Raw genomic sequence first — 19,774 nt, forward strand, 5'->3', positions numbered from 1 at the left:
CCCGTCACCTGGCCGGAAACACCCGCACCTTCTTCATGCTCGTGTTGCCGACCCAGATGTCGACCATCTTGCGGAAGCGCTCGACGATGCTTTCCTGCACATAGGGCAGGCCGTGCCTGAGGCAGATGCGCTTCACCTCGGGCTGGATCTCCTGGTACTTGAGCGCCGGCAGGTCGGGGAAGAGGTGATGCTCGATCTGGTAGTTGAGCCAGATCTGCGCATGGTCGCCAAGGTCGTGGCCGGTCGCGTAGTTGGCCGAGCCGAGCACCTGATGCACGTAGAACTCCTCGCGGCTGCCGATGTGCTGGTCGAAGCGGCAGAGGTCTTCGCCCGAGTGGTTGGGGCCGATCACCATGAAGGAGTGCAGGTTCAGCAGCGCCTCGGCCAGCAGCTTGTTGCCCAGCACGAACAGCGCGACGTCGCTGCCGAAGGGCAGGAACAGCGCCGGCAGCGCCACGAAATGCGCAAGCGCATAGGGCAGGTAGCAGCTCTTCCACAGCTTGCGCACCTGCGGTCGGCCGAAGCGGAACAGGTCGCGCACGCTGATGCCCTTGGCGCCGGCCGGCGCGGCCTTGCTGGTGTCGTCGGGATCGACCACGCTGATCGTGCTCGGTGCGTAGTAGGTGAAACGCCAGGTCAGGCCCGTCAGCAGCACCAGCAGGTACTTGAGCGCCTTGGGCGCCTTCGACTCGCGCACCCATTCGACATTGCGCTCGATGAGGTCGGGGTCGCCCTGCTCGCCGGTGTAGTAGTGGTGCAGCACGTTGTGCTCGCGGTGCCAGGCGTCGGGATGGATCCAGTCGAACCAGTCGAGCCAGCGGCGCTTGCCGCGCGCGAACAGCTTGCTGGTGTGGCGCGGCTCGACGCCGGGCACGCGGTCGTAGCCGCGATGCAGGATGTGATGCGCCAAGCCCCAGCGCGTGATCTGGCCGAAGCTCAGGCAGAAGGCGGTGAGCGGATTGGGCGGCAGCCACAGCGTCGCGTAGCCGGCCAGCGTGGCGAGCCGGCCGCGCCATTCGACGCGGCGCAGATGGGCGAGGTCGCGCGGGCCGAGGTCGGCCACGACGCGCTCGCGCAGCTCGTCGAGGTCGCGCTTGAAGGCGGCGGCGTCGAAGCCGGGCGGCAGCGGACTTGCGTCGTTGGCGGCGCGGGCGCCGGGCGCGGCGGGCGCGGGATCGGGCAGGAGAGCGGTGCGATGGGTGGTGAAGGCGGCGGCGAGGGACAGCGGCGGCGAGGACTCGGCGGTGATCGTCATTGTTGTCGCGGTTGGGCGGCCGGCCCGGGGCGCACGACATGCCGCGCCATGCGTCGGCGGACGATGGCGGCAGGCAGGACGAAGGCGGGGAAGGGCAGGCGGGCAGTCGCTTGACTGACTGGATCCGGGAGCGCGCCGGGCGGCGCGAAACGGGAGCGCGGATTCTGCGGGCAGTCGGCGGTGCGAAGGTGGAATTCCGTCCACATTCCATACCCGTCCGGCCGCCAGCGCGGCCGGGTTTGAGGCAGGTCAGCCCGGCTCGGAGGCGTCCTCGCCGCCGCGGACCCGGTCGCGCGCCACAGGCGCGAGCTGTGCGAACACCCACGCCGACGCGCAGGTGATGACGCCGACGCAAACGAAGGTCGCGTGGAAGGCATCGAGCGTGTGGCCGGCGGCGGTTGCCACCGAATGCGCCGCCACGGCCGCGCCCGCCAGTTCGGTATCGCCGGCACCCGCCGCGACGCCGCCGGCCGCCGCCGCGTCATGCGCGCCGTACTCGTCGCCGAAGGCCGCGAGCAGCGCGCCCGCCACCGCGACGCCCAGGCTCATCGACAGCATCATCACCATCGACAGCAGGCTGTTGCCACTGCTCTTCTGCTCCTGGCGCAGGTCGAGCAGGGTGATGGTGTTCATCGCGCTGAACTGCATCGAATTGACCGCGCCGAACACCGTGAGCTGAACCAGCCGCAGCCACATCGGCTGCTCGGGCGAGAACAGCCCGAAGCTCGCGATCATCGCGCCCACCATCAGCGTGTTGCCGACCAGCACGCGCCGGTAGCCCCAGCGGCCGATCACGCCGGCCGCGACGCGCTTGGCCGCGATCGCGGCGAGGGCGGTCGGGATCATCATCATTCCCGACTGCATCGGCGTGTAGCCGAGGCTCACCTGGAGCAGCAGCGGAATCAGGAAGGGCATGCTGCCGGCGCCGATGCGCGCGAACAGGTTGCCGATGAGGCCGACGCTGAAGGTATTGGTCTCGAACAGGCTCAGCGCGAACAGCGGCTGGGCCTTTCGCGCCGCATGCAGCCAGTAGCCCGCGAGGCTCGCGAGGCCCATGAACAGCAGGATCAGCACCGTCGCGCGGCGCATGCCCATCTCGCCCAGGCCGTCGAGCGCGATCGAGATCGTGACCATGCTCACCGCCAGCAGGCCGAAGCCCGACAGGTCGAAGGGCGGACTCTCGGCCAGCCGGCCCGACGGCATCGCGCGCGCGGCGGCGAAGGCGCCGATCAGCCCGACCGGCAGGTTGATGAGGAAGACCCAGTGCCAGGACGCCGCCTCGGTCAGCCAGCCGCCGAGCGTGGGGCCGATGAGCGGGCCGACCAGGCCCGGAATGGTCACGAAGCTCATCGCCGCCAGAAAGCGCTCGCGCGGCACCTGGCGCAGCACCGCGAGCCGGCCCACCGGCATCAGTAGCGCGCCGCCCGCGCCCTGGAGCACGCGCGCCGCGACGAGCTGCCACAGCGCCTGCGACAGCGCGCACAGCAGCGAACCGAGCGAGAACACCGCGATCGCGGCGAGGAAGACGCGGCGGATGCCGAAGCGGTCGGCGATCCAGCCGGAAGCAGGGATGAACAGCGCCATCGTCAGCGAATAGCCGATGACGACCGACTGCATGCGCAGCGGGCTTTCGCCCAGGCTGCGCGCCATCGCCGGCAGCGCCGTGTTGACGATGGTCGTGTCGAGCGCCTGCATGAAGAAGCCGGCGGCCACGACCCACAGCAGCAGGCTCAGCGATGGTTCGCGCTTCACGGCGCGCTCATTCGACCGTGGTCAGCAGCCCGAAGTGTTCGACGACCGGCGGACGCGCGAAGAAGGGGCCGACGATGGCGCGCCATTCGCCGAAGGCCGGCGACTCGCGGAAATCGACCGTGTGGTTCTCCAGCGTGGCCCACTGGATCATGAGCAGATAGCGCTCGGGCGACTCGATGCCCTTCTGCACCTTGGCGCCGCTGAAGCCCTTGGCCTTGCTGATGACGGTGCGCAGGCCGTGCTCGATGGCGGCGTCGAATTCGGCCTGGCGGCCGGGCTGGATCTGGAGGTCGGCGAGTTCGAGGATCATGGATTGCTGTCCTGACAGTGATTCGGGGCGGGCAGGTTAGCAGCCCGGTCGGGCGGCGCGGCGCATTCGCTTGCAAAGCCTGCGGCGAAGGCCGGCGCGCGGCGCGAACAATCGGCGGCATCCGCTTTTCAGGCTGCCGATCATGCCCGCCGATCCCTCCCACCTCATCCTGCTTTACGTCCTCATGCCGCTCTGGTTCTCGGCCGGCATCGCCGACTGGCTCTGCCATCGCGCCAGCGACATCGAGCACACGGCGGGCGCCAAGGAATCGCTGATCCATCTGCTGATGTTCGGCGAGGTGGGCGCGGCCCTCGTGGCCGGGCTGCTGCTCGACATCAATGCGCTCGTCATCGTGTTCGCCTTCGCGATGTTCTTCGTGCATGAGGCGACGGCGCTGTGGGACGTGAGCTATGCGGTCACACGGCGACGGGTGTCGCCCTTCGAGCAGCATGTGCACAGCTTTCTGGAGATGATCCCGCTCATGGCGGCGCTCACGATCGCCGCGCTGCACTGGCCGCAAGCGCTTGCAGCGCTCGGCCTCGGCGACGAGCCGGCGCGCTGGGAGATCGCGCGCAAGCCCGATCCGTTGCCCGCCGCCTATGTGGTGACGGTGCTCGGCGCGGCCTTCCTGATCGAGTTCCTGCCCTTCGTGGCCGAGCTGCGCCGAGGCCTGCGCGCGGCGGGCGGGCGGCTGGTGCCGGATCGGCACCGTTAGCAGCCGTTGCCGGCGAGTGCCAGCAAGATCGCTGCATGTTGTCGCAAGTGTGCCGGCACGCGATTTGCGAACGGTGGGGGCGTCCGTCGATTTGTCATCCTGGAGCGAATGAAATGGGTGAACTCGTCCCCGCCGTCACCGGGCGCAGGCCCGGCATCCCCGTGGCCGCCTTCAAGGAGGTGTATCGCACCCAGACCGTCGAGAGCGCGCTCGGCGATCTGGCCGACAGCGCCAACGACAGCCTGCGCTCGACCTACGAACGCATGATCAAGGCCGGCGGCCAGCGCTTCAGCGTCAAGCCCGCGTCGCTGCCCGACATGGACGACCTGTATGACGAGCTGCCCAACTTCGGCGAGGTGCTCGACGACATCCGCAAGCAGGTCGCGCTGTGCGTCAACACCGACGACCGGCTGGAGCTGACGCCGATGCTGCTGCTCGGCGATCCGGGCATCGGCAAGACGCACTTCGCCAAGCGGCTGTCGGGGATGCTCGGCACGGGCTACGGCTTTGTCGGCATGAGTTCGCTCACGGCAGGCTGGGTCCTGTCGGGCGCGTCAAGCCAGTGGAAGAACGCCAAGCCGGGCAAGGTGTTCGACACCCTCGTGCACGGCGACTACGCCAATCCGGTGATGGTCGTGGACGAGATCGACAAGGCCGGCAGCGACGGCCAGTACGACCCGCTCGGCGCGCTCTACTCGCTGCTCGAAATCGACACCGCGCGCGAGTTCGTCGATGAATTCGCCGAAGTGCCGATCGATGCCGGCGAGGTGATCTGGGTGGCGACGGCCAACGATGCGCGCTCGATTCCCGAGCCCATCCTCAACCGCATGAACGTGTACGAGATCGCCGCGCCCGATGCCGAGGCCGCGCGCCGCATCGCCCAGGCGATCTACCGCGAGATCCGCGAATCGCATCGCTGGGGCGATGCCTTTCCGGTGCGGCTGTCCGACGATGCGCTCGACAAGTTCGCCAGGGTGGCCCCGCGCGAGATGCGCCGGCTCATGACCGGCGCCTTCGGCAACGCGCGGCTCGCGCGCCGCGACGAGATCCGGCCCGAGGACATCGAGACCGAGCGCGGCGTGAAGAAGGCACGCATCGGGTTTTGAGCGCAGCCACGCCGGCCGATCGGGCACGACGGGGCGGCGCGGCCTTGCAGGCTGCGCGCATGGCACGGCCGGCAAGGTCACGTCCGGCTGCAAACGCTTGCAGCCCGGGCTTCAGCGCAGGTGCGCGCGGATCATCCACGCCATCTTCTCGTGCGCCTCCATGATCCCAACCATGAAGTCTTCGGTGCCGGCATCGCCGAGGTCGGCGGCCTTTTCAGAGTCCTCGCGCAGCGACTTGATGACGGCCTCGGTATCGGCCAGCAGCGTGCGCAGCATCTCGATGGCGTCGAGCGTGTCGGGGCTTTCCTTCAGCCGTGACAGTTTGAGCATCTCGCCCGCCGAGCCGGCGGCCTTGCCGTCGAGGGCACGGGCGCGCTCGGCCACGTCGTCCATCGTCTCGTCGAGCTGCTCGTAGATGTCCTCGAAGAACTTGTGCAGCTGGCCGAACTGCATGCCCTGCACGTTCCAGTGGAAGTTGCGCGCCTTCAGGTACAGCAGCACCTCGTCGGCGAGCAGCGTGTTGAGCAGCTCGATCACCTTCAGCCGCTTGGCGTCGGGGATGCCGATGCTGATGCCGGCGCGGTCGGGGGTGGGGGTCTTGTCGGGCATGGGAGCTTCCTCTCGTGGGTTGGGAGAGGCCATGCTCGCGGCGGGGTTGGCGCGCGCGGCAGAGGTTTCACCGCTGGCTACAGCCACGCACGGCTTGCAACAGATCGGGCTCGGCGGGCGGTGCGCGCCTACGCGAGCCGGTAACGCGGGCCGACAGCACGGGGGCTTCGGAGGTGGCAACCGCACTGGCCGGCAGCGTGCCGGAGACAGCTGCGGTGCTTCGACCAGCTGCCGCGCGCATGGCCGGTCAGGCCGCCTTTTCCACCTTCTCGACCGGCGTCACGCCTTGCAGCAGGCCGTCGCGGATCACGCCGCGCACTGCTTCGCTCACGGCCTGGATCGCCTGCGGCCGCGTGAAGCTCTTGCGCCAGGCGATCACCACGCGCCGGTCGGGCACGGGCGCCTCGAAGGGCACGTAGCGGATCAGCGGGTCCTGGCCGTTGAGTGCCAGCGAAGTCTGCGGCAGCACCGTGATGCCGAGCCCGGACGCGACCATGTGGCGGATGGTTTCGAGCGAGCTGCCCTCGAAGCTGCGCTGGATGCCGTCGCCGCCGCTGTTGAGATGCGTCGATTCGGGGCAGATGCCGATCACCTGGTCGCGGAAGCAGTGGCCCGCGCCGAGCATGAGCATCGTCTCGTTCTTGAGTTCGGCCGCCGTCACCGTCTTGCGATGGCTCCAGGCGTGCTCGCGCGGCAGGGCGACGATGAAGGGCTCGTCGTAGAGCGATTCGGTCGCGAGGCTGGTGTCGGGCAGGGGCAGGGCCATGATCGCGGCGTCGATCTCGTTCTGCTTGAGCTGCTCGATCAGCCGCACGGTGAAGTTCTCCTGCAACAGCAGAGGCATCTGCGGCACCGTCTCGATGATGCGGCGCACCAGGGCGGGCAGCAGATAGGGCGCGATCGTGTAGATCATCCCGAGCCGCAGCGGTCCGGCGAGCGGATCGCGGCCCTGGCGCGCGATCTCCTTGATGGTGGCGGTCTGGTCGAGCACCTGGCGCGCCTGCTCGACGATGCGCTCGCCCACCGCGGTGAGCGTCACCTCGTTGTTGCCGCGCTCGAAGATGAGCACGTTCAGCTCGTCTTCCAGCTTCTTGACGGCGACCGACAGCGTGGGCTGCGAGACGAAACAGGCTTCGGCCGCGCGGCCGAAATGCCGCTCGCGCGCGACCGCGACGATGTACTTCAGTTCAGTGAGCGTCATGGCTATTGGGCAAAGAGCGTCGATAGCCGAAGGCTAGCACCGAATGGCTGGCGATTCAGTCGGAAATCGTCGCCTCCACCGAGCGCAGGACGCGGCCGCTCAGGTCGTGGGCATCGGTCACGACACGGATCAGCCTGAGCATGAGCTGCTCGCGCAGCAGCTCGGGCGTGAAGCTGGTGGCGTTCTGCGCCGCGCGGTCGGTAAACAGCCAGAGCGAGCGCAGCGGGCTGATCCAGCGCAGTTGCAGCAGCGCGGGCTTGCTGCCGTCAAGCCGCTCGATCCAGTCACCGCGTCGCAGCTGGACGAGCCAGCCGTCGGCTTCCTCCGCCGGCAGCGGCACGACATTGAGGGTGCGGTTGTGCGCCCAGGGTTCTGGCACGGTCAGCGGCAGGCGCGATTCCTCGGCGCTCGCGCGCACGAGGGCGGGTGCGATCGGCGGCGGCGGCTGGTCGGTCGAGTCGGTGTCGATGCGCAGTGCGCGGACCTGGGCGGCCAAGCGCTCGAAGCGCTCGTTGTCGAAGGCGTCGGCGCGCGGCGCGCTCAGGCGCACGGCGGTGGAATGAAGCTGCATGAGGCCGGCGAAGAAGCGGTTCTGCTCCTCGCCGGGCCAGGAGATGGTCAGCAGCCCGCTCTTGATGCGCTTGAGCAGACCCGGCAGCAGCTGCACGAGACGCTGGCGGTCGGCCGGATCGGACTTGGGCAGCACGCTCCAGCCGAGGTCGGAGATCACATCGCGCAACGCGGCACGGGTGTCGTCCGAGGCACCCGAGACGGCGGCCTCGACCAGCACTTGGCGCCACGGTCCGGTGATGAAGCCGCGCACCGGATCGGGCAGGGTGGTGCCGGTCATCGCCTCGTCGATCTGGGCCTCGACCTGGGCGTCGGCGGCCTGGCGCCGCTCGATCTGGCGCAGCAACTCGGTGGCGCGGGCATAGCGCAGGGCGGTGCGCTCGGCCTCGTCGGCGAGGAAGGCGTCGATCACGCCGATTTCCTGCTCGAACACGCCGAGGTCGTCGATGAAGCGGGTCTCGACCGTCGTGACGACGTCGAACAGCATCTCGTAGAAGCGCGCGTCGCCCTCGCCGGGCTGTTCGCGGCCGACTGCGGCGCGGCCGATCGCGTCGAGCAGGCGGCGCGCCGGATGCTCGGGCCGCGCGAAGAAGGCGCGGTCGAGCAGCGCGGCGCGCAACAGCGGTACCTGGAGGCGCGCGATCAGCCGGCGCGTGCGCTCGGGCATGACCGCGTCGGCGAGCAGCTTGTCGATCAGCAGCGCGACCAGGTCGATGAGGATTTCCTCGTCGGTCGGCACGCCCACGCGGCGCGCGTTGTCGCGCACCTGGTGCAGCAGGTTGAGGTCGGACAGCGGCGCGTTCACCACGCCCGACATCGCGGCGGCGACCGCCGGCGTGGCCGGGATCAGGCTCGGCAGCGCGTCGAGCACTGCGCGATGGCCGGCCGGCCAGACCGTGTCGGGCGTCGGCTCGCCCTGGCCACGCCGCACCGGCTGGCGCGCGCGCCAGAGCGTGAAGCTGTCGATGAGCGAGGCGGCCGGCGAGTAATGCCCGTGCAGGTCTTGCGGCAGGACGTCGTGGCGGCCGGTGCCGCCCCGGGTGTCGATCTGGGCGCCGGTGGAGGAGCCGGTGTTGAGATTGCCCGCGAGCATGCCGTTGCGCGCGCTGCGGCCGAGGCCGGGCTGGGTCGAGACCGGCGCGGCGGCGGGATGGGCGGCGGTACGCGCGCCGAAAGGCTGGGTCGCGGCCGGATGACGACCGAGCGGCTGGGTCGCGCTGCTGGCATAGGCGCCGTCGTGCTGGCCCTGGCGCGACTCGGCGCGGGCACGACGCCAGGCGGCGAGATCGGGCAGGACCTGACGCTGGACGAAGCCGGTGTTGACCGCCTCGAAGCCGGCCACGAAGCCGGGCGCCACCACCTGCTCGAAGGACTTGAGGATCTCGACGCGGATTGCGTTCTCGGTGTCGAGGATCTCGCAGCAGCGCTGGATCGCGCGCACCAGCGCCTCGGGCGAGAGCGGGCTTTCGTCATCCTTCAGATGCTCGCGGCCGAGCAGGTAGCCGACGCGCTCGTCCAGGGCGCTGAGCGTCTCGGCCGATTTCTCGTCGCGCGGATTGCGCATGCGCTCGACCAGCCGGCGCACCACGACTTCGGCCTCGACATCGGCATCGTTGACGAGGCTCAGGCCGAGCAGCGGCGTGGTGGCGGTCGGGCGCGTGGGCGGGCGCTCTCCGGGCGTGACGCGGCTGCGCACGATCTCGGCAAAGGCGCGGCGGAAGGCGTTCTCGAGCGATTCGCGGTGCCGGCGCACGAGCTGCTGCGCATCGAGCAGGCGCACCTGGCGCGTGCGGTCGCGCTCGCGTTCGGCCGCCGCGTAGAGTTCGGCCTCCACGCGCGGCAGAACTTCATGAAGACAGCGCGCGAAGGCATCGACCGCGAGGTCGGTGGCCTGTTCCAGCTGTGTCCGCCGTTCTGGCAGATCGGGTCGCGTAGCAGTGTTCATTCCGTTCTTGCAAGCGGTGTGCCTCAGGAAATCTTATGGCAGTGAGACATAGTTCACATTCAAGTTTGCTGGATAAGCGCCGGCCAATTTCACCGATCAGGCTGTCGGCGGTCGTGATCGCGTGCTGCGTCGCAGCGGGGTGTGCTGGGGCGCCACCTGGGAAGACGAGGGGTTTGGGTGAGCGTGCGCTCCCGTTGGAGGGCACGGCGGGCGGTGATGTGGTCGCGCGCCTGTCCGCAACCAGCCCGGTTCGCCCCGACGGGCGGAGCGGCGACCGGACGGACGGACGCGTGGCGGCGATGCGAGCCGACGACGCGGCGGCCGGCGCGTCGGATGCCGCTCTGCCGGGCGGCGCTTCCGCACGTCTGCTCGCGCCGCTGTTCGCCGCCACCGGTCTCGCGCCCGAGGCGGCGGCGGTGGAAGTGATCCCGCTCGACGGTGGCCCGCTGCGCGCCCGTCTCAATGCCGAGCTGCCGCGCGCGCCGGCCTCGACGATGAAGCTGGTCACCAGCATCGCCGCGCTCGATCTGCTTGGCCCCGATTACCGCTGGACCACTCGCTTCGCCGCGCGCGCGCTGCCGCGCGACGGCCGGCTCGCCGGCCCGCTCTACCTGCGCGCGAGCGGCGATCCGCAATTCCGTCTCGAAGACCTGTGGGCCAGCCTGCGCGAGCTGAAGCTGGCCGGCGTGCGCACGCTGGACGGGCCGGTCGTGGTCGATCGCTCGGTGTTCCGGCCGCTGCCGCATGACGATGCCGCCTTCGACGGCGAAGGTCTCGCGCCCTACAACACCGGTGCCGACGCGCTGCTGCTCGGCTACAAGGCGCGCGCGCTGCGGCTCGGCGCGCTCGACGGCCGGGCGACGGTCGTGCTCGACCCGCCCGATCCGTCACGCCGCCTCGACGCTCGCCTGCGCATCACCGATCGGCCCTGCGGCGACTGGAAGTCGGCCATCGACGTGCGCGCCGACGCCGGTGTCGTCAGCGTGACCGGCGAGCTGCCCGCGAGCTGCGGCCCGCGCGTCTGGTGGCTCAGCCTCGGCGATCACGACGCCTACCTGCGAGATGCGATCGACACGGTCTGGCGCGAGCTGGGTGGCCGCTTCGCGCGCCCGGTCACGATCGAGGAAGGCTCCGCGCCCGCCGACGCCATCGAACTCGCGCGTCACGACTCGCCCACGCTGGCCGAGGCGCTGGTCGGCATGAACAAGCTGTCCAACAACGTGATGGCGCGCCAGGTGTTCCTGAGCGTGGGCGCGAAGCAGGCCGGCCCGGGCGCGGACGAACTCGCGGCCGGCACGGCGGTGGTGGACTGGCTGATCGCGCGCGGCTTCGTGTTCGACGGCTTCGCGATCGAGAACGGCGCGGGGCTGTCGCGCATCGACCGCATCCGCGCCACCGACCTCGCCGCCCTGCTGGCCTGGGCCTGGCGCCAGCCCTTCCAGGCCGAGCTGGTCGCGTCGCTGCCCATCGTCGGGCGCGACGGCACGATGCGCCGCCGCCTCGCCGACGCGCCGGTGCCGGCGCACATCAAGTCGGGCGCGATCAACGGAACCCGCGCCGTGGCCGGCTATGTGCAGGGCGCGTCGGGGCGGCGCTATGTGCTGGTGAGCATCGTCAGCGGCGCCGAGGTGCCGCGTGCAAACGCTTTCAACGACGCGCTGATCCGCTGGGTGGCGGACAACGGCTGAGGCGGCGGCCCGCCCGTGCACAACGGCCGGTCTGGCGATGTTCGTCGCGCCGATGGCCGACGACCTGCGAGGGCGCAGCCCGGCCGGCGCCCCTCGGCTCAATCCAGCCCCAGCTCGCCCCACATCGCATCCACCTTCGCCTTGACCTTCGCATCCATGACGATGGGCGTGCCCCATTCGCGCGTGGTTTCGCCAGGCCACTTGTTGGTCGCGTCGATGCCCATCTTCGAGCCGAGGCCCGACACCGGCGATGCGAAGTCGAGGTAGTCGATCGGCGTGTTGTCCACGAGCAGGGTGTCGCGGCTCGGATCGACGCGCGTGGTGATGGCCCAGATCACTTCCTTCCAGTCGCGGATGTCGATGTCGTCGTCCACCACGATGACGAACTTCGTGTACATGAACTGCCGCAGGAAGCTCCACACGCCGAACATCACGCGCTTGGCGTGGCCTGCGTAGCTCTTGCGCAGCGCCACGATGGCGAGCCGGTAGCTGCATCCCTCGGGCGGCAGATAGAAGTCGGTGATCTCGGGGTACTGCTTCTGCAGCAGCGGCACGAACACCTCGTTGAAGGCCACGCCCAGCACCGCCGGCTCGTCGATCGGCTTGCCGGTATAGGTCGAGTGATAGATCGCGTCGCTGCGGCGCGTGAGCCGGTCGATCGTCAGCACCGGGAACCACTCCTGCTCGTTGTAATAGCCGGTGTGGTCGCCGTAGGGTCCTTCGAGCGCATGCAGATAGCCGTCGACGATCTTGAGCGGCGCGGCGGAAAGCGCTTGCAAGCCCGGCAGCTGCTCGGGCGTCGCGACGGTCAGCCGGCCTTCCAGCACGATCTCGGCCGACGCCGGAATCTGGAGATCGTTGCCGAGGCATTTCGACAGCTCGGTGCGCGCGCCGCGCAGCAGCCCGGCGAACTGGTACTCGCTCAGCGTGTCGGGCACCGGTGTGACCGCGCCGAGGATGGTGGCCGGATCGGCGCCGAGCGCCACCGCCACCGGAAAGTCGGTGCCCGGATGCTTGATGCGCCAGTCGCGGAAATCGAGCGCGCCGCCCCGGTGCGCGAGCCAGCGCATGATCGTCATGTTCTTGCCGATCACCTGCTGCCGGTAGATGCCTAAGTTCTGGCGCGGCTTGTGCGGCCCGCGCGTCACCACCAGCCCCCAGGTGATGAGCGGCGCCGCGTCGCCGGGCCAGCAGGTCTGCACCGGAATCTGTCCGAGGTCCACATCCGGTCCTTCCAGCACGATTTCCTGGCAGGGCGGCTTGCGCACCGTGCTCGGCTTCATGTCCCACAGCGCCTTCACGAGGCCGCCGAGCTTGCCGATCTCGGCCAGCGAACGCGGCGGCTGCGGCTCCTTCAGGTCGGACAGCAGCTGGCCGAGCGCGCGCAGCGACCGGATGTCGTTCTCGCCCATGCCCCAGGCCACGCGGCGCGTGCTGCCGAAGAGGTTGGCGAGTACCGGCATCGAATGGCCGACCGGGTTCTCGAACAGCAGCGCGGGGCCGTCGCGCTTGAGCACGCGGTCGGAAATCTCCGTCATTTCCAGCACCGGCGACACCGGCGCGGCAATGCGGCGGAGTTCGCCGCGTTGCTCGAGTTGCCTAAGGAAATCGCGTAGATCGCGGTACTTCATAGCTTTCCTAAAATGATTTCAGGTTTCTGATTGTCAATTGCAATCAGGCTGCCGATTTTCGTGATTGGCGGGAAAGCCTTGAAAAATCAGTGGCTTGTGTCTTGTTACGGGTTTGCCTGCCGCATTCGTCTGGGTGCTGTCAAGTTGTCGGCGTGGTGGTCGTCTCACACACTCCGCCACGAATTTCGGCCTCCCCGAAGCCACCCACCCAGCGGCGCAGCCGCACGGCTTCGGACCCGAACGGCTGCCGATGGTGCCCGGACGAAGCGTCCAACTGCCATCGGAAAACGGTCCGGCATCCCAAAGCCGGGCTGAAGAGCAACCGTAGTCAAGCGATCCGCCGAGGGCCAGCCGGCCCATGCGCTGCCCGGCGCCTGCCCCGTGAGGGACAGCGGAGCATCAAAGGATCGCGATTGTCGCAGCACGCTGCACCACGCCCCCGACCCAAGGGTCCGACGGGTGCTGGCTGGCGCGCGGCGGCACAACTCTGACAGGAGTGACGCATGCAGATGACTGCTGCAAATGTTGTGAACCAGACCGCCACCGCCGGCGGCAACTTCCGCGTCGTGATCGCGGACGTTGTCTCGGGCATGGTGATCTGCGCGAAGAAGGGCTTCGCGCTGCTGGGCATCGTGACGCTGTGCGCGGCGGTGTTCGGCTTCATCAATCCGGAAGCGCGCACCGTCATGAAGCAGGCGGCGACGGACATGTCGAGCCGCGTGCTCGGCGTGCCGAAGACGGTTGTCGTGGTCCAGCGCGAGGCGCCGGATGCCGACGCCATCCAGACCGCGACGCGCGAGGCGCTCGAACGCGAGCAGGCCGCGCTCACCCGGCCCGTCAGCCTCACGCGCGAACAGCGCGCGGCGGCCAATTTCCTGGCCAGCAAATACAAGCTGGCGCCGGAGGCGATCGGCCAGGTGGTGGCCGAGGCCTTCCGCACCGGCCAGCAGCTCAAGGTCGATCCGCTGCTGCTGCTGGCGGTGATGAGCATTGAGTCGAGCATGAATCCGTTCGCGCAAAGCCCGATGGGCGCGCGCGGGCTGATGCAGGTGATGCCGGTCGTGCATGCCGACAAGCTGTCGGCCTTCGGCGGCGCGACGGCGGCCTTCCATCCGCTCGTGAACATCCGCGTCGGCGCCCAGGTGCTGCGCGAGACCATCGAGCGCACGGGGTCGGTCGAGGCCGGCTTGCGCGCCTATCTCGGCGCCCAGCCGGGCGTGGACGACAACGGTTACGGCGAGCGTGTGATGAGCGAGCGCGCCCGCATCGAGGCCGCGATGCGCGGCGTGCGCCAGCCGGTGCAGACCGCCGCCAACACGGTGGCGAAGGCGCCGGAGCGTCAGACCGAAGCCCCGGGCAGCTGATTGCCCTATGCGCGCGGCGATGCGTCGCCGCCCACACGGAAAGGCCCGCCGAGCGCGGGCCTTTTTCTTGCGCCGCAGAACTTTCATGACCGCCGACCGCCACCAGCCGCTGCCCGCCATCGATGCCGATCGCTGCACCGGTTGCGGCCGCTGCGTGGCGGCCTGTCCGCCGCGCGTGCTCTGGCTGGAAGCGCCGGGGCCGAACGGCTGGGGCCGCAAGCAGTCGGTCCTGCACGACGCGTCGGGCTGTACCGGCTGCTCGCGCTGCGAGGCGGTCTGTCCCTTCGATGTGATCGAGATGCGGCACGACGGCGCGGCCGGCATGGTGTAGGCGCAGGCTGGACAGGCCTGGGCCTACGTTGGCGAGGCGGGCCTGCGCCGGGTCGGCCGGCGCGCAAGGCGCCGCGCTCAGGGTCGCCGCTCCGATTCGCTCAGCCGCGCAGCACCCGACCCATGCGCTCGACCGCGAGCTCGATGCGCTCGTAGCCGGTGGCGTAGCTGAAGCGCACGAAGTCGCGCGTGCCGGCCGCGCCGAAGTCCTTGCCCGGCACCAGCACGACGCCGGCTTCTTCGAGCATGCGGTTGGCGAAGGCGTCGCTGTCGGGCGCGTGGCGGCTGACGTCAGCGTAGATGTAGAAGGCGCCGTCGGGCGTGACCGGCACGTCGAGGCCGAGGTCGCGCAGCGCGGGCAGCAGGAAGGCGCGGCGGCGACGGAATTCGTCGCGGCGGGCGAGAAAGGTTGCCATCGCGTCATCGCCGAAGCACGCGAGCGCCGCGCGCTGCGACAGCGTCGAGGCGCAGATGAACAGGTTCTGCGCGAGCTTTTCGACCGCGCGCACGACGCTTGGTGGCAGCACCAGCCAGCCGAGCCGCCAGCCCGTCATGCCGAAGAACTTGCTGAAGCTGTTGACGGTGATGATGTCGTCGCCGAGCGCAAGCGCCGACGGTGCCCAGCCAGTGGTCGGATCGGCGAGGTCGTAACTGAGCGCGTGATAGATCTCGTCGACGATCAGCCAGCCGTGGCGCGAGCGCACCTCGCGCGCGATCGCGGCCAGCTCCGCCGGCAGCACCGAGGTGCCCGTCGGGTTGGACGGCGAGGCGAGCAGCGCCGCGCGGGTGCGGGCGGTCCAGTGCGTGGCGATCTGGCGCGCGTCGAGCTGGAAGCGCTGCTCCGGTCCGCAGGGCAGGGCGCGCGGCACGGCGTCCACCGCCGCGACGAAATGCCGGTTGCACGGATAGCCGGGGTCGCTCATCAGCACCTCGCTGCCCGGATCGAGCGTGGCGAGGCAGGCGAGCAGCAGCGCGCCCGAGGCGCCGGCCGTCACGACGATGCGCTCGGGCGGCACGTCGAGCGCGTAATGCCGGGCGTAGAAGCCGCTGATCGCCTCGCGCAGCTCGGGCAGGCCGAGCGCGGCGGTGTAGCGCGTCGCGCCCGACTGCATCGCCGCGAGCGCGGCGCGTTGCACCGGCTCGGGCGCGGCGAAGTCGGGCTCGCCGAGCGCGAGATAGACGAGATCGCGGCCCGCGCGTTCGAGCGCGTCGGCGGCCTTGACGATTTCCATCGCGTGGAAGGGCTGGATGTTGGCGAGGCGGGCGGCCAGCGCGGGGGAGGCTTGCTGCATGGTGTCGTGCTGCTTCGGGAGGAGGCGCCGCGATGGCGGCGGAGCGAGGTGCGGTGGTTGATCGGAGCTGGGGCCGCTGCTGGGGCGCGGGCGCCTGCAAGCGCTGTCAGCGCTTGAGCAGCTGAGCCAGCTCGACCGCGCCGCGCACGCCCATCTTGTTGAAGATGCTCGCGCGATGCACCTCCACCGTGCGCATCGTGATGCCCAGCTCGTCGGCGATCACCTTGTTGAGCTTGCCGGCCAGCACGCGCTCCATCACCTCGGTCTCGCGCGGGCTGAGGCTGGCGAGGCGCCGATCGGTCTCGGCCTGGGTCGAGCGCAGCGCGAGCGAGGCCTCGGCGCGGTCGAGCGCCTCGATCACGCGATCGACCAGCCGGTTGTTGCTCAGCGGCTTCTCGAAGAAATCGAAGGCGCCCTTCTTGACCGCCTCGACCGCCATCGGGATGTCGCCGTGGCCGGTGAGGAAGATGACCGGCGGCATCGCCTCGCCATAGCGGGCCTGGAGCCGGTCGAACACTTCCAGTCCCGAGAGTTGGGGCATGCGCACGTCGAGCACGAGGCAGGTCACGCCGGCGACCGCGTCGTCGCCGGCGGCGAGGAAGGTGGCACCGTCCTCCCAGCCGCGCGAGTCGAGGCCGCGCGTGCGCAGCAGCCAGCCCAGGCCGTCCCGGATGGCTTCTTCGTCGTCGATGATGTGGACCAGTCGGTTCATGGCGTGCTGCGGTCGTGAGCGGTGGGATGCGGGGCACGCGGTGGCCGGCGCGCCGAAGCGCGGTGGTGGCCACGGCGCCGGCCGGGCGTCAGGACTGGAGCGTAAACCGGAAGGTCGTGCCGCCGCCCTCGGTCGGCTCGTGCCAGATGCGTCCGCGGTGGAATTCGATGGCCGTGCGGCAGATGTTCAGTCCCATGCCCATGCCCTCGGCCTTGGTGCTGAAGAAGGGCGTGAACAGCCGCTCGGCGTCGGCCGGCGCGATGCCGGTGCCATGGTCGATCACCGCCACTTCCACGCCGGCGTCATGCGGCACGGCGGCGATCTCCAGCTTGCGGCGCAGCGGCGGCTGGGACGCCATCGCTTCCATCGCGTTGCGCGCGAGGTTGAGCAGCACCTGTTCGAGCATGACCGGATCGGCGTCGATCGCCGGCAGCTCGGTCGCCACTCGCGTCTCGACCGCGACGCCGAGCTTGCGCGCCTGCATCTGCACCAGCGGCAGCGTGGTGTCGATGACCTCGCGGATCTGGCAGCGCGTCTTCTCGGGTTCGCGCCGGCGCACGAAGTCGTGCACCGAGCGGATGATCTGGCCCGCGCGCGCGGCCTGGCGCTGGATCTTCTCCAGCGTGGCGCGCAGGCTGAATTCGCCGTCGTCCTCGTCATGCGCGACGAGGTTGAGGCAGCCGGTCGCATAGGCGGTAATGGCCGACAGCGGCTGGTTGAGTTCGTGCGACAGCGTCGAGGCAACCTCGCCCATCGTCACGAGCCGCGCCGTTGCCTGGAGCGCCTCCTGCTGCTGGCGGTTCACTTCCTCCACATGCTTGCGCTCGGTGATGTCGAGCACCGAACTCATCCAGCCGGTGCGCCGGCCGCGCGCGTCGATGAGAGGCGCCTCGTGGATCAGCACCTGCACCCGTCGGCCATTGCGATGCACGAACACGCTCTCGAACTCGCTCGCGGGCAGCGTGCCGTCGAGTACCTGGGCGAAGCGCGCGCGCGACACGCGATCACGCTCGGGGTCGTGATAGGGCATGGGCCAGCTGCGCCCGAGCAGCTCCTCGGGCGAGTAGCCGACCATGCGGCAGAAGGCCGGGTTGACGTAGGTGATGCGGCCCGACAGGTCGCGCGCGCGCAGACCGGTCATGAGCGAGTTGTCCATCGCCTGGCGGAACGACAGCTGCTCCTGGAGCCGGCGCTCGGCCTCGGCGCGGCGCGCCTTGTCGCGCCACAGCAGCACGAGGCTCGCGAGCAGGGTGAGCGTCAGCACCACCACGGTCACGCTCATGAGGCTGGGCAGGACGCGCGGCGTGTCCTCGGTCGAGTCGGTCACGAGCAGCAGCGACACGCCCACGGCTTCCAGCGGCGTCTGGTGGCGGTAGTGGCCGCGTGCCGGCGCCGGCGCGCGCCGCACCGCGATCAGCTCGCCGAAGCCGTTGGCGAAGCCGACCTCGTTATTGCGCGCGAACCACCACGGCACCGATTCCTGCAACAGCCCTTCGAGCGAGGCTTCGAGCACCAGCGTGCCCTCGCGCCCGCCGATGGCCGGCACCGCGAGCGTGAGCAGTTCCTGGCCACCGATCTCGTTCGGCCCGCCGTACAGCTCGCCGCCGCGCCGGCGTGCGTACATCGCCAGCTCGGTCTCGATCGCGGCGGTGTCGAGGCCGCGGGTCTGCTCGACGGCGACCGCATGGCCGTCGGCGTCGTAGAGCGCGATGCGCACCAGCTCGTGGTTGGTCGAGAGCATCGAGCGCGCCTTGGTGGCGAACTCCTTCGGCCCGATGCGCCCCTGGTGCCAGCCGGTGGCCAGCTCGCGCAGCGCCTCCTCGTGATGGCGCAGCTGGAACTCAATGCTCTGCTTGACCCACAGCGTGTCGGCCACCTGCGCTTCGAGCCGGTGGCTCACCTCGCTGCGCCAGTTGATCCACAGGATGCCGGCAGCCGTCGCCAGCAGCAGCAGGCCGGCCAGCAGCGGCGGCAGCCAGTGGCGCAGGCGCCAGCCCTGGCGGCGCCAGTTCATCGGCGGCGCGGCGGACGGCGTGACGGGCGTGGACATCGGCGGCATCGGCAGGCGGACAGGGGGGGCCGATGATGCCCCAGCCCGTCGCGCGCGCGACCAAGGGTTGCCGGCATTGTGGAAATCCGAAGCTCGTTTGAAACCTTGCCGCAAGGCATAGTCCCGCCCAACCCGCCCGGGTGAGAGACCACCCGAGGCGCGGATTCATCCCTACACAAACCAAGATGGCGGCAATGACCGCCGCCAGCGCATCCCTTGAGGAGACAGACATGCGCTTCCTGAAGCCGCTCGGTTTCGTCCTGGCCCTGGCCGTCGCGGGCGTCGCCCACGCCCAGTCCCCCATCGTCATCAAGTTCAGCCACGTCGTCGCGCCCGACACGCCCAAGGGCCGCGCGGCCGACTATTTCAAGAAGCTCGCCGAGGAAAAGACCAAGGGCCGCGTCAAGGTCGAGGTCTATCCCAACTCGCAGCTCTACAAGGACAAGGAAGAACTCGAAGCCCTCCAGCTCGGCTCGGTGCAGATGCTGGCGCCCTCGCTGGCCAAGTTCGGCCCGCTCGGCGTGAAGGAATTCGAGGTGTTCGACGTGCCCTACATCTTCCCCAACAAGGAAGTGCTCCAGGCGGTGCAGAACGGCCCGGTCGGCCAGGGCCTGTTCAAGAAGCTGGAGAGCAAGGGCATCACCGGCCTCGGCTACTGGGACAACGGCTTCAAGGTGCTGAGCGCCAACAAGCCGCTGCTCGTGCCCACCGACGTCAAGGGCCAGAAGATGCGCATCCAGAGCAGCAAGGTGCTCGACGCGCAGATGCGCGCGCTCGGCGCGATCCCGCAGGTGATGGCCTTCAGCGAGGTGTACCAGGCGCTCCAGACCGGCGTGGTGGACGGCACCGAGAACCCGCCGTCCAACATGTACACGCAGAAGATGCACGAGGTGCAGAAGTACGCGACCGACACCTATCACGGCTACCTCGGCTACGCGGTCATCGTGAACAAGAAGTTCTGGGACGAGCTGCCCGCCGACGTGCGCAAGGAGCTGGAAGCGGCGATGAAGGAATCCACCCGCTATGCCAACGCCATCGCCCAGCAGGACAACGACGCCGCGCTCGCCGCGATCGAGAAGTCGGGCAAGACGCAGGTGACGCATCTGACCGAGGCCCAGCGCAAGGTCTGGCGCGACGCGCTCAAGCCGGTGCAGAAGGATGTGGAAGGCCGTGTCGGCGCCGACCTGATCAAGGCGATCAACGCCGAAGCCGCCAACCTCGGCGTCAAGTAAGCCGCCGGTCCG

The 19,774-nt window shown here is 69.6% G+C and carries 16 protein-coding genes; 6 read left to right on the forward strand and 10 right to left on the reverse strand.

The features are described 5' to 3' along the window. Positions 1 to 4 precede the first annotated feature (4 nt). The 3 genes from H566_RS23355 to H566_RS0106425 form a co-directional block, all read right to left on the reverse strand. Positions 5 to 1,255, reverse strand: coding sequence for a fatty acid desaturase family protein (locus H566_RS23355; protein WP_084544843.1), 1,251 nt, complete (start codon positions 1,253 to 1,255; stop codon positions 5 to 7). A gap of 249 nt (positions 1,256 to 1,504) precedes the next feature. Then, positions 1,505 to 3,007 (reverse strand): multidrug transporter subunit MdtD, encoded by a 1,503-nt coding sequence (mdtD, locus tag H566_RS23360; RefSeq protein ID WP_051378235.1) that lies wholly within the window; start codon positions 3,005 to 3,007, stop codon positions 1,505 to 1,507. A 7-nt stretch (positions 3,008 to 3,014) separates the two neighbouring features. Further along, complete coding sequence (locus H566_RS0106425; RefSeq protein ID WP_028310793.1) at positions 3,015 to 3,317, reverse strand: antibiotic biosynthesis monooxygenase family protein; 303 nt, start codon at positions 3,315 to 3,317, stop codon at positions 3,015 to 3,017. A 142-nt stretch (positions 3,318 to 3,459) separates the two neighbouring features. On the opposite strand from H566_RS0106425, the gene H566_RS0106430 reads away from it, so the two are divergent. Both H566_RS0106430 and H566_RS0106435 read left to right on the forward strand, forming a co-directional pair. Further along, complete coding sequence (locus H566_RS0106430) at positions 3,460 to 4,032, forward strand: hypothetical protein (RefSeq protein ID WP_028310794.1); 573 nt, start codon at positions 3,460 to 3,462, stop codon at positions 4,030 to 4,032. A 113-nt stretch (positions 4,033 to 4,145) separates the two neighbouring features. Continuing rightward, positions 4,146 to 5,138 carry an AAA family ATPase gene (locus H566_RS0106435; RefSeq protein WP_051378237.1) on the forward strand — a complete coding sequence of 331 codons (993 nt, stop codon included), beginning with the start codon at positions 4,146 to 4,148 and terminating at the stop codon, positions 5,136 to 5,138. Positions 5,139 to 5,249: 111 nt separating this feature from the next. Here H566_RS0106435 and H566_RS0106440 read toward each other — a convergent pair whose 3' ends face one another. From H566_RS0106440 to H566_RS0106450, 3 genes are all read right to left on the reverse strand, one after another. Next, on the reverse strand, positions 5,250 to 5,747 hold the full coding sequence (locus H566_RS0106440) for a Dps family protein (RefSeq protein ID WP_034410944.1): 498 nt from the start codon (positions 5,745 to 5,747) through the stop codon (positions 5,250 to 5,252). Between the two features lie 247 nt (positions 5,748 to 5,994). After that, complete coding sequence (locus tag H566_RS23365) at positions 5,995 to 6,948, reverse strand: LysR substrate-binding domain-containing protein (protein WP_051378239.1); 954 nt, start codon at positions 6,946 to 6,948, stop codon at positions 5,995 to 5,997. 55 nt (positions 6,949 to 7,003) lie between these two features. Beyond that, entirely contained in the window at positions 7,004 to 9,463 is a 2,460-nt protein-coding gene (locus H566_RS0106450; protein WP_028310797.1) for a DUF1631 family protein, read from the reverse strand. A 299-nt stretch (positions 9,464 to 9,762) separates the two neighbouring features. Between H566_RS0106450 and H566_RS0106455 the strand changes: the two genes are divergently transcribed. After that, positions 9,763 to 11,151, forward strand: coding sequence for a D-alanyl-D-alanine carboxypeptidase/D-alanyl-D-alanine-endopeptidase (locus H566_RS0106455; protein ID WP_028310798.1), 1,389 nt, complete (start codon positions 9,763 to 9,765; stop codon positions 11,149 to 11,151). A 98-nt stretch (positions 11,152 to 11,249) separates the two neighbouring features. Here the strand turns inward: H566_RS0106455 and H566_RS0106460 are convergent, their stop codons facing one another. After that, positions 11,250 to 12,782 (reverse strand): UbiD family decarboxylase, encoded by a 1,533-nt coding sequence (locus H566_RS0106460; protein WP_028310799.1) that lies wholly within the window; start codon positions 12,780 to 12,782, stop codon positions 11,250 to 11,252. Between the two features lie 503 nt (positions 12,783 to 13,285). On the opposite strand from H566_RS0106460, the gene H566_RS0106465 reads away from it, so the two are divergent. Together H566_RS0106465 and H566_RS0106470 are read left to right on the forward strand one after the other, a co-directional pair. Further along, positions 13,286 to 14,146 (forward strand): lytic transglycosylase domain-containing protein, encoded by an 861-nt coding sequence (locus H566_RS0106465; RefSeq protein ID WP_156924320.1) that lies wholly within the window; start codon positions 13,286 to 13,288, stop codon positions 14,144 to 14,146. 85 nt (positions 14,147 to 14,231) lie between these two features. Next, positions 14,232 to 14,477: an ATP-binding protein gene (locus H566_RS0106470; protein ID WP_028310801.1), complete on the forward strand. Its 246-nt coding sequence runs from the start codon at positions 14,232 to 14,234 to the stop codon at positions 14,475 to 14,477. Positions 14,478 to 14,577: 100 nt separating this feature from the next. Here the strand turns inward: H566_RS0106470 and H566_RS0106475 are convergent, their stop codons facing one another. The 3 genes from H566_RS0106475 to H566_RS0106485 all read right to left on the reverse strand — a co-directional run bounded on the left by H566_RS0106475 (position 14,578) and on the right by H566_RS0106485 (position 18,530). After that, a complete protein-coding gene (locus tag H566_RS0106475; RefSeq protein WP_028310802.1) occupies positions 14,578 to 15,768 on the reverse strand; it encodes a pyridoxal phosphate-dependent aminotransferase in 1,191 nt (396 codons plus the stop codon). A 106-nt stretch (positions 15,769 to 15,874) separates the two neighbouring features. After that, on the reverse strand, positions 15,875 to 16,471 hold the full coding sequence (locus H566_RS0106480; RefSeq protein WP_034411084.1) for a response regulator transcription factor: 597 nt from the start codon (positions 16,469 to 16,471) through the stop codon (positions 15,875 to 15,877). Positions 16,472 to 16,568: 97 nt separating this feature from the next. Beyond that, complete coding sequence (locus tag H566_RS0106485) at positions 16,569 to 18,530, reverse strand: sensor histidine kinase (RefSeq protein WP_034411086.1); 1,962 nt, start codon at positions 18,528 to 18,530, stop codon at positions 16,569 to 16,571. Positions 18,531 to 18,760: 230 nt separating this feature from the next. Between H566_RS0106485 and H566_RS0106490 the strand changes: the two genes are divergently transcribed. Continuing rightward, complete coding sequence (locus tag H566_RS0106490; RefSeq protein ID WP_034410945.1) at positions 18,761 to 19,762, forward strand: TRAP transporter substrate-binding protein; 1,002 nt, start codon at positions 18,761 to 18,763, stop codon at positions 19,760 to 19,762. Positions 19,763 to 19,774 lie beyond the last annotated feature (12 nt).

The organism is Derxia gummosa DSM 723 (genome assembly GCF_000482785.1).
Taxonomy (GTDB): Bacteria; Pseudomonadota; Gammaproteobacteria; order Burkholderiales; family Burkholderiaceae_E; genus Derxia; species Derxia gummosa.

Excerpts from the sequence above, each read along its gene's own strand:
- H566_RS23355 (WP_084544843.1), bottom strand. The coding sequence starts at position 1,255 with ATGACGATCACCGCCGAGTCCTCGCCGCCGCTGTCCCTCGCCGCCGCC.
- H566_RS0106425 (WP_028310793.1), bottom strand. The coding sequence starts at position 3,317 with ATGATCCTCGAACTCGCCGACCTCCAGATCCAGCCCGGCCGCCAGGCC.
- H566_RS0106430 (WP_028310794.1), top strand. The coding sequence starts at position 3,460 with ATGCCCGCCGATCCCTCCCACCTCATCCTGCTTTACGTCCTCATGCCG.
- H566_RS0106435 (WP_051378237.1), top strand. The coding sequence starts at position 4,146 with ATGGGTGAACTCGTCCCCGCCGTCACCGGGCGCAGGCCCGGCATCCCC.
- H566_RS0106440 (WP_034410944.1), bottom strand. The coding sequence starts at position 5,747 with ATGCCCGACAAGACCCCCACCCCCGACCGCGCCGGCATCAGCATCGGC.
- H566_RS23365 (WP_051378239.1), bottom strand. The coding sequence starts at position 6,948 with ATGACGCTCACTGAACTGAAGTACATCGTCGCGGTCGCGCGCGAGCGG.
- H566_RS0106450 (WP_028310797.1), bottom strand. The coding sequence starts at position 9,463 with ATGAACACTGCTACGCGACCCGATCTGCCAGAACGGCGGACACAGCTG.
- H566_RS0106455 (WP_028310798.1), top strand. The coding sequence starts at position 9,763 with ATGCGAGCCGACGACGCGGCGGCCGGCGCGTCGGATGCCGCTCTGCCG.
- H566_RS0106460 (WP_028310799.1), bottom strand. The coding sequence starts at position 12,782 with ATGAAGTACCGCGATCTACGCGATTTCCTTAGGCAACTCGAGCAACGC.
- H566_RS0106465 (WP_156924320.1), top strand. The coding sequence starts at position 13,286 with ATGCAGATGACTGCTGCAAATGTTGTGAACCAGACCGCCACCGCCGGC.
- H566_RS0106470 (WP_028310801.1), top strand. The coding sequence starts at position 14,232 with ATGACCGCCGACCGCCACCAGCCGCTGCCCGCCATCGATGCCGATCGC.
- H566_RS0106475 (WP_028310802.1), bottom strand. The coding sequence starts at position 15,768 with ATGCAGCAAGCCTCCCCCGCGCTGGCCGCCCGCCTCGCCAACATCCAG.
- H566_RS0106485 (WP_034411086.1), bottom strand. The coding sequence starts at position 18,530 with ATGTCCACGCCCGTCACGCCGTCCGCCGCGCCGCCGATGAACTGGCGC.
- H566_RS0106490 (WP_034410945.1), top strand. The coding sequence starts at position 18,761 with ATGCGCTTCCTGAAGCCGCTCGGTTTCGTCCTGGCCCTGGCCGTCGCG.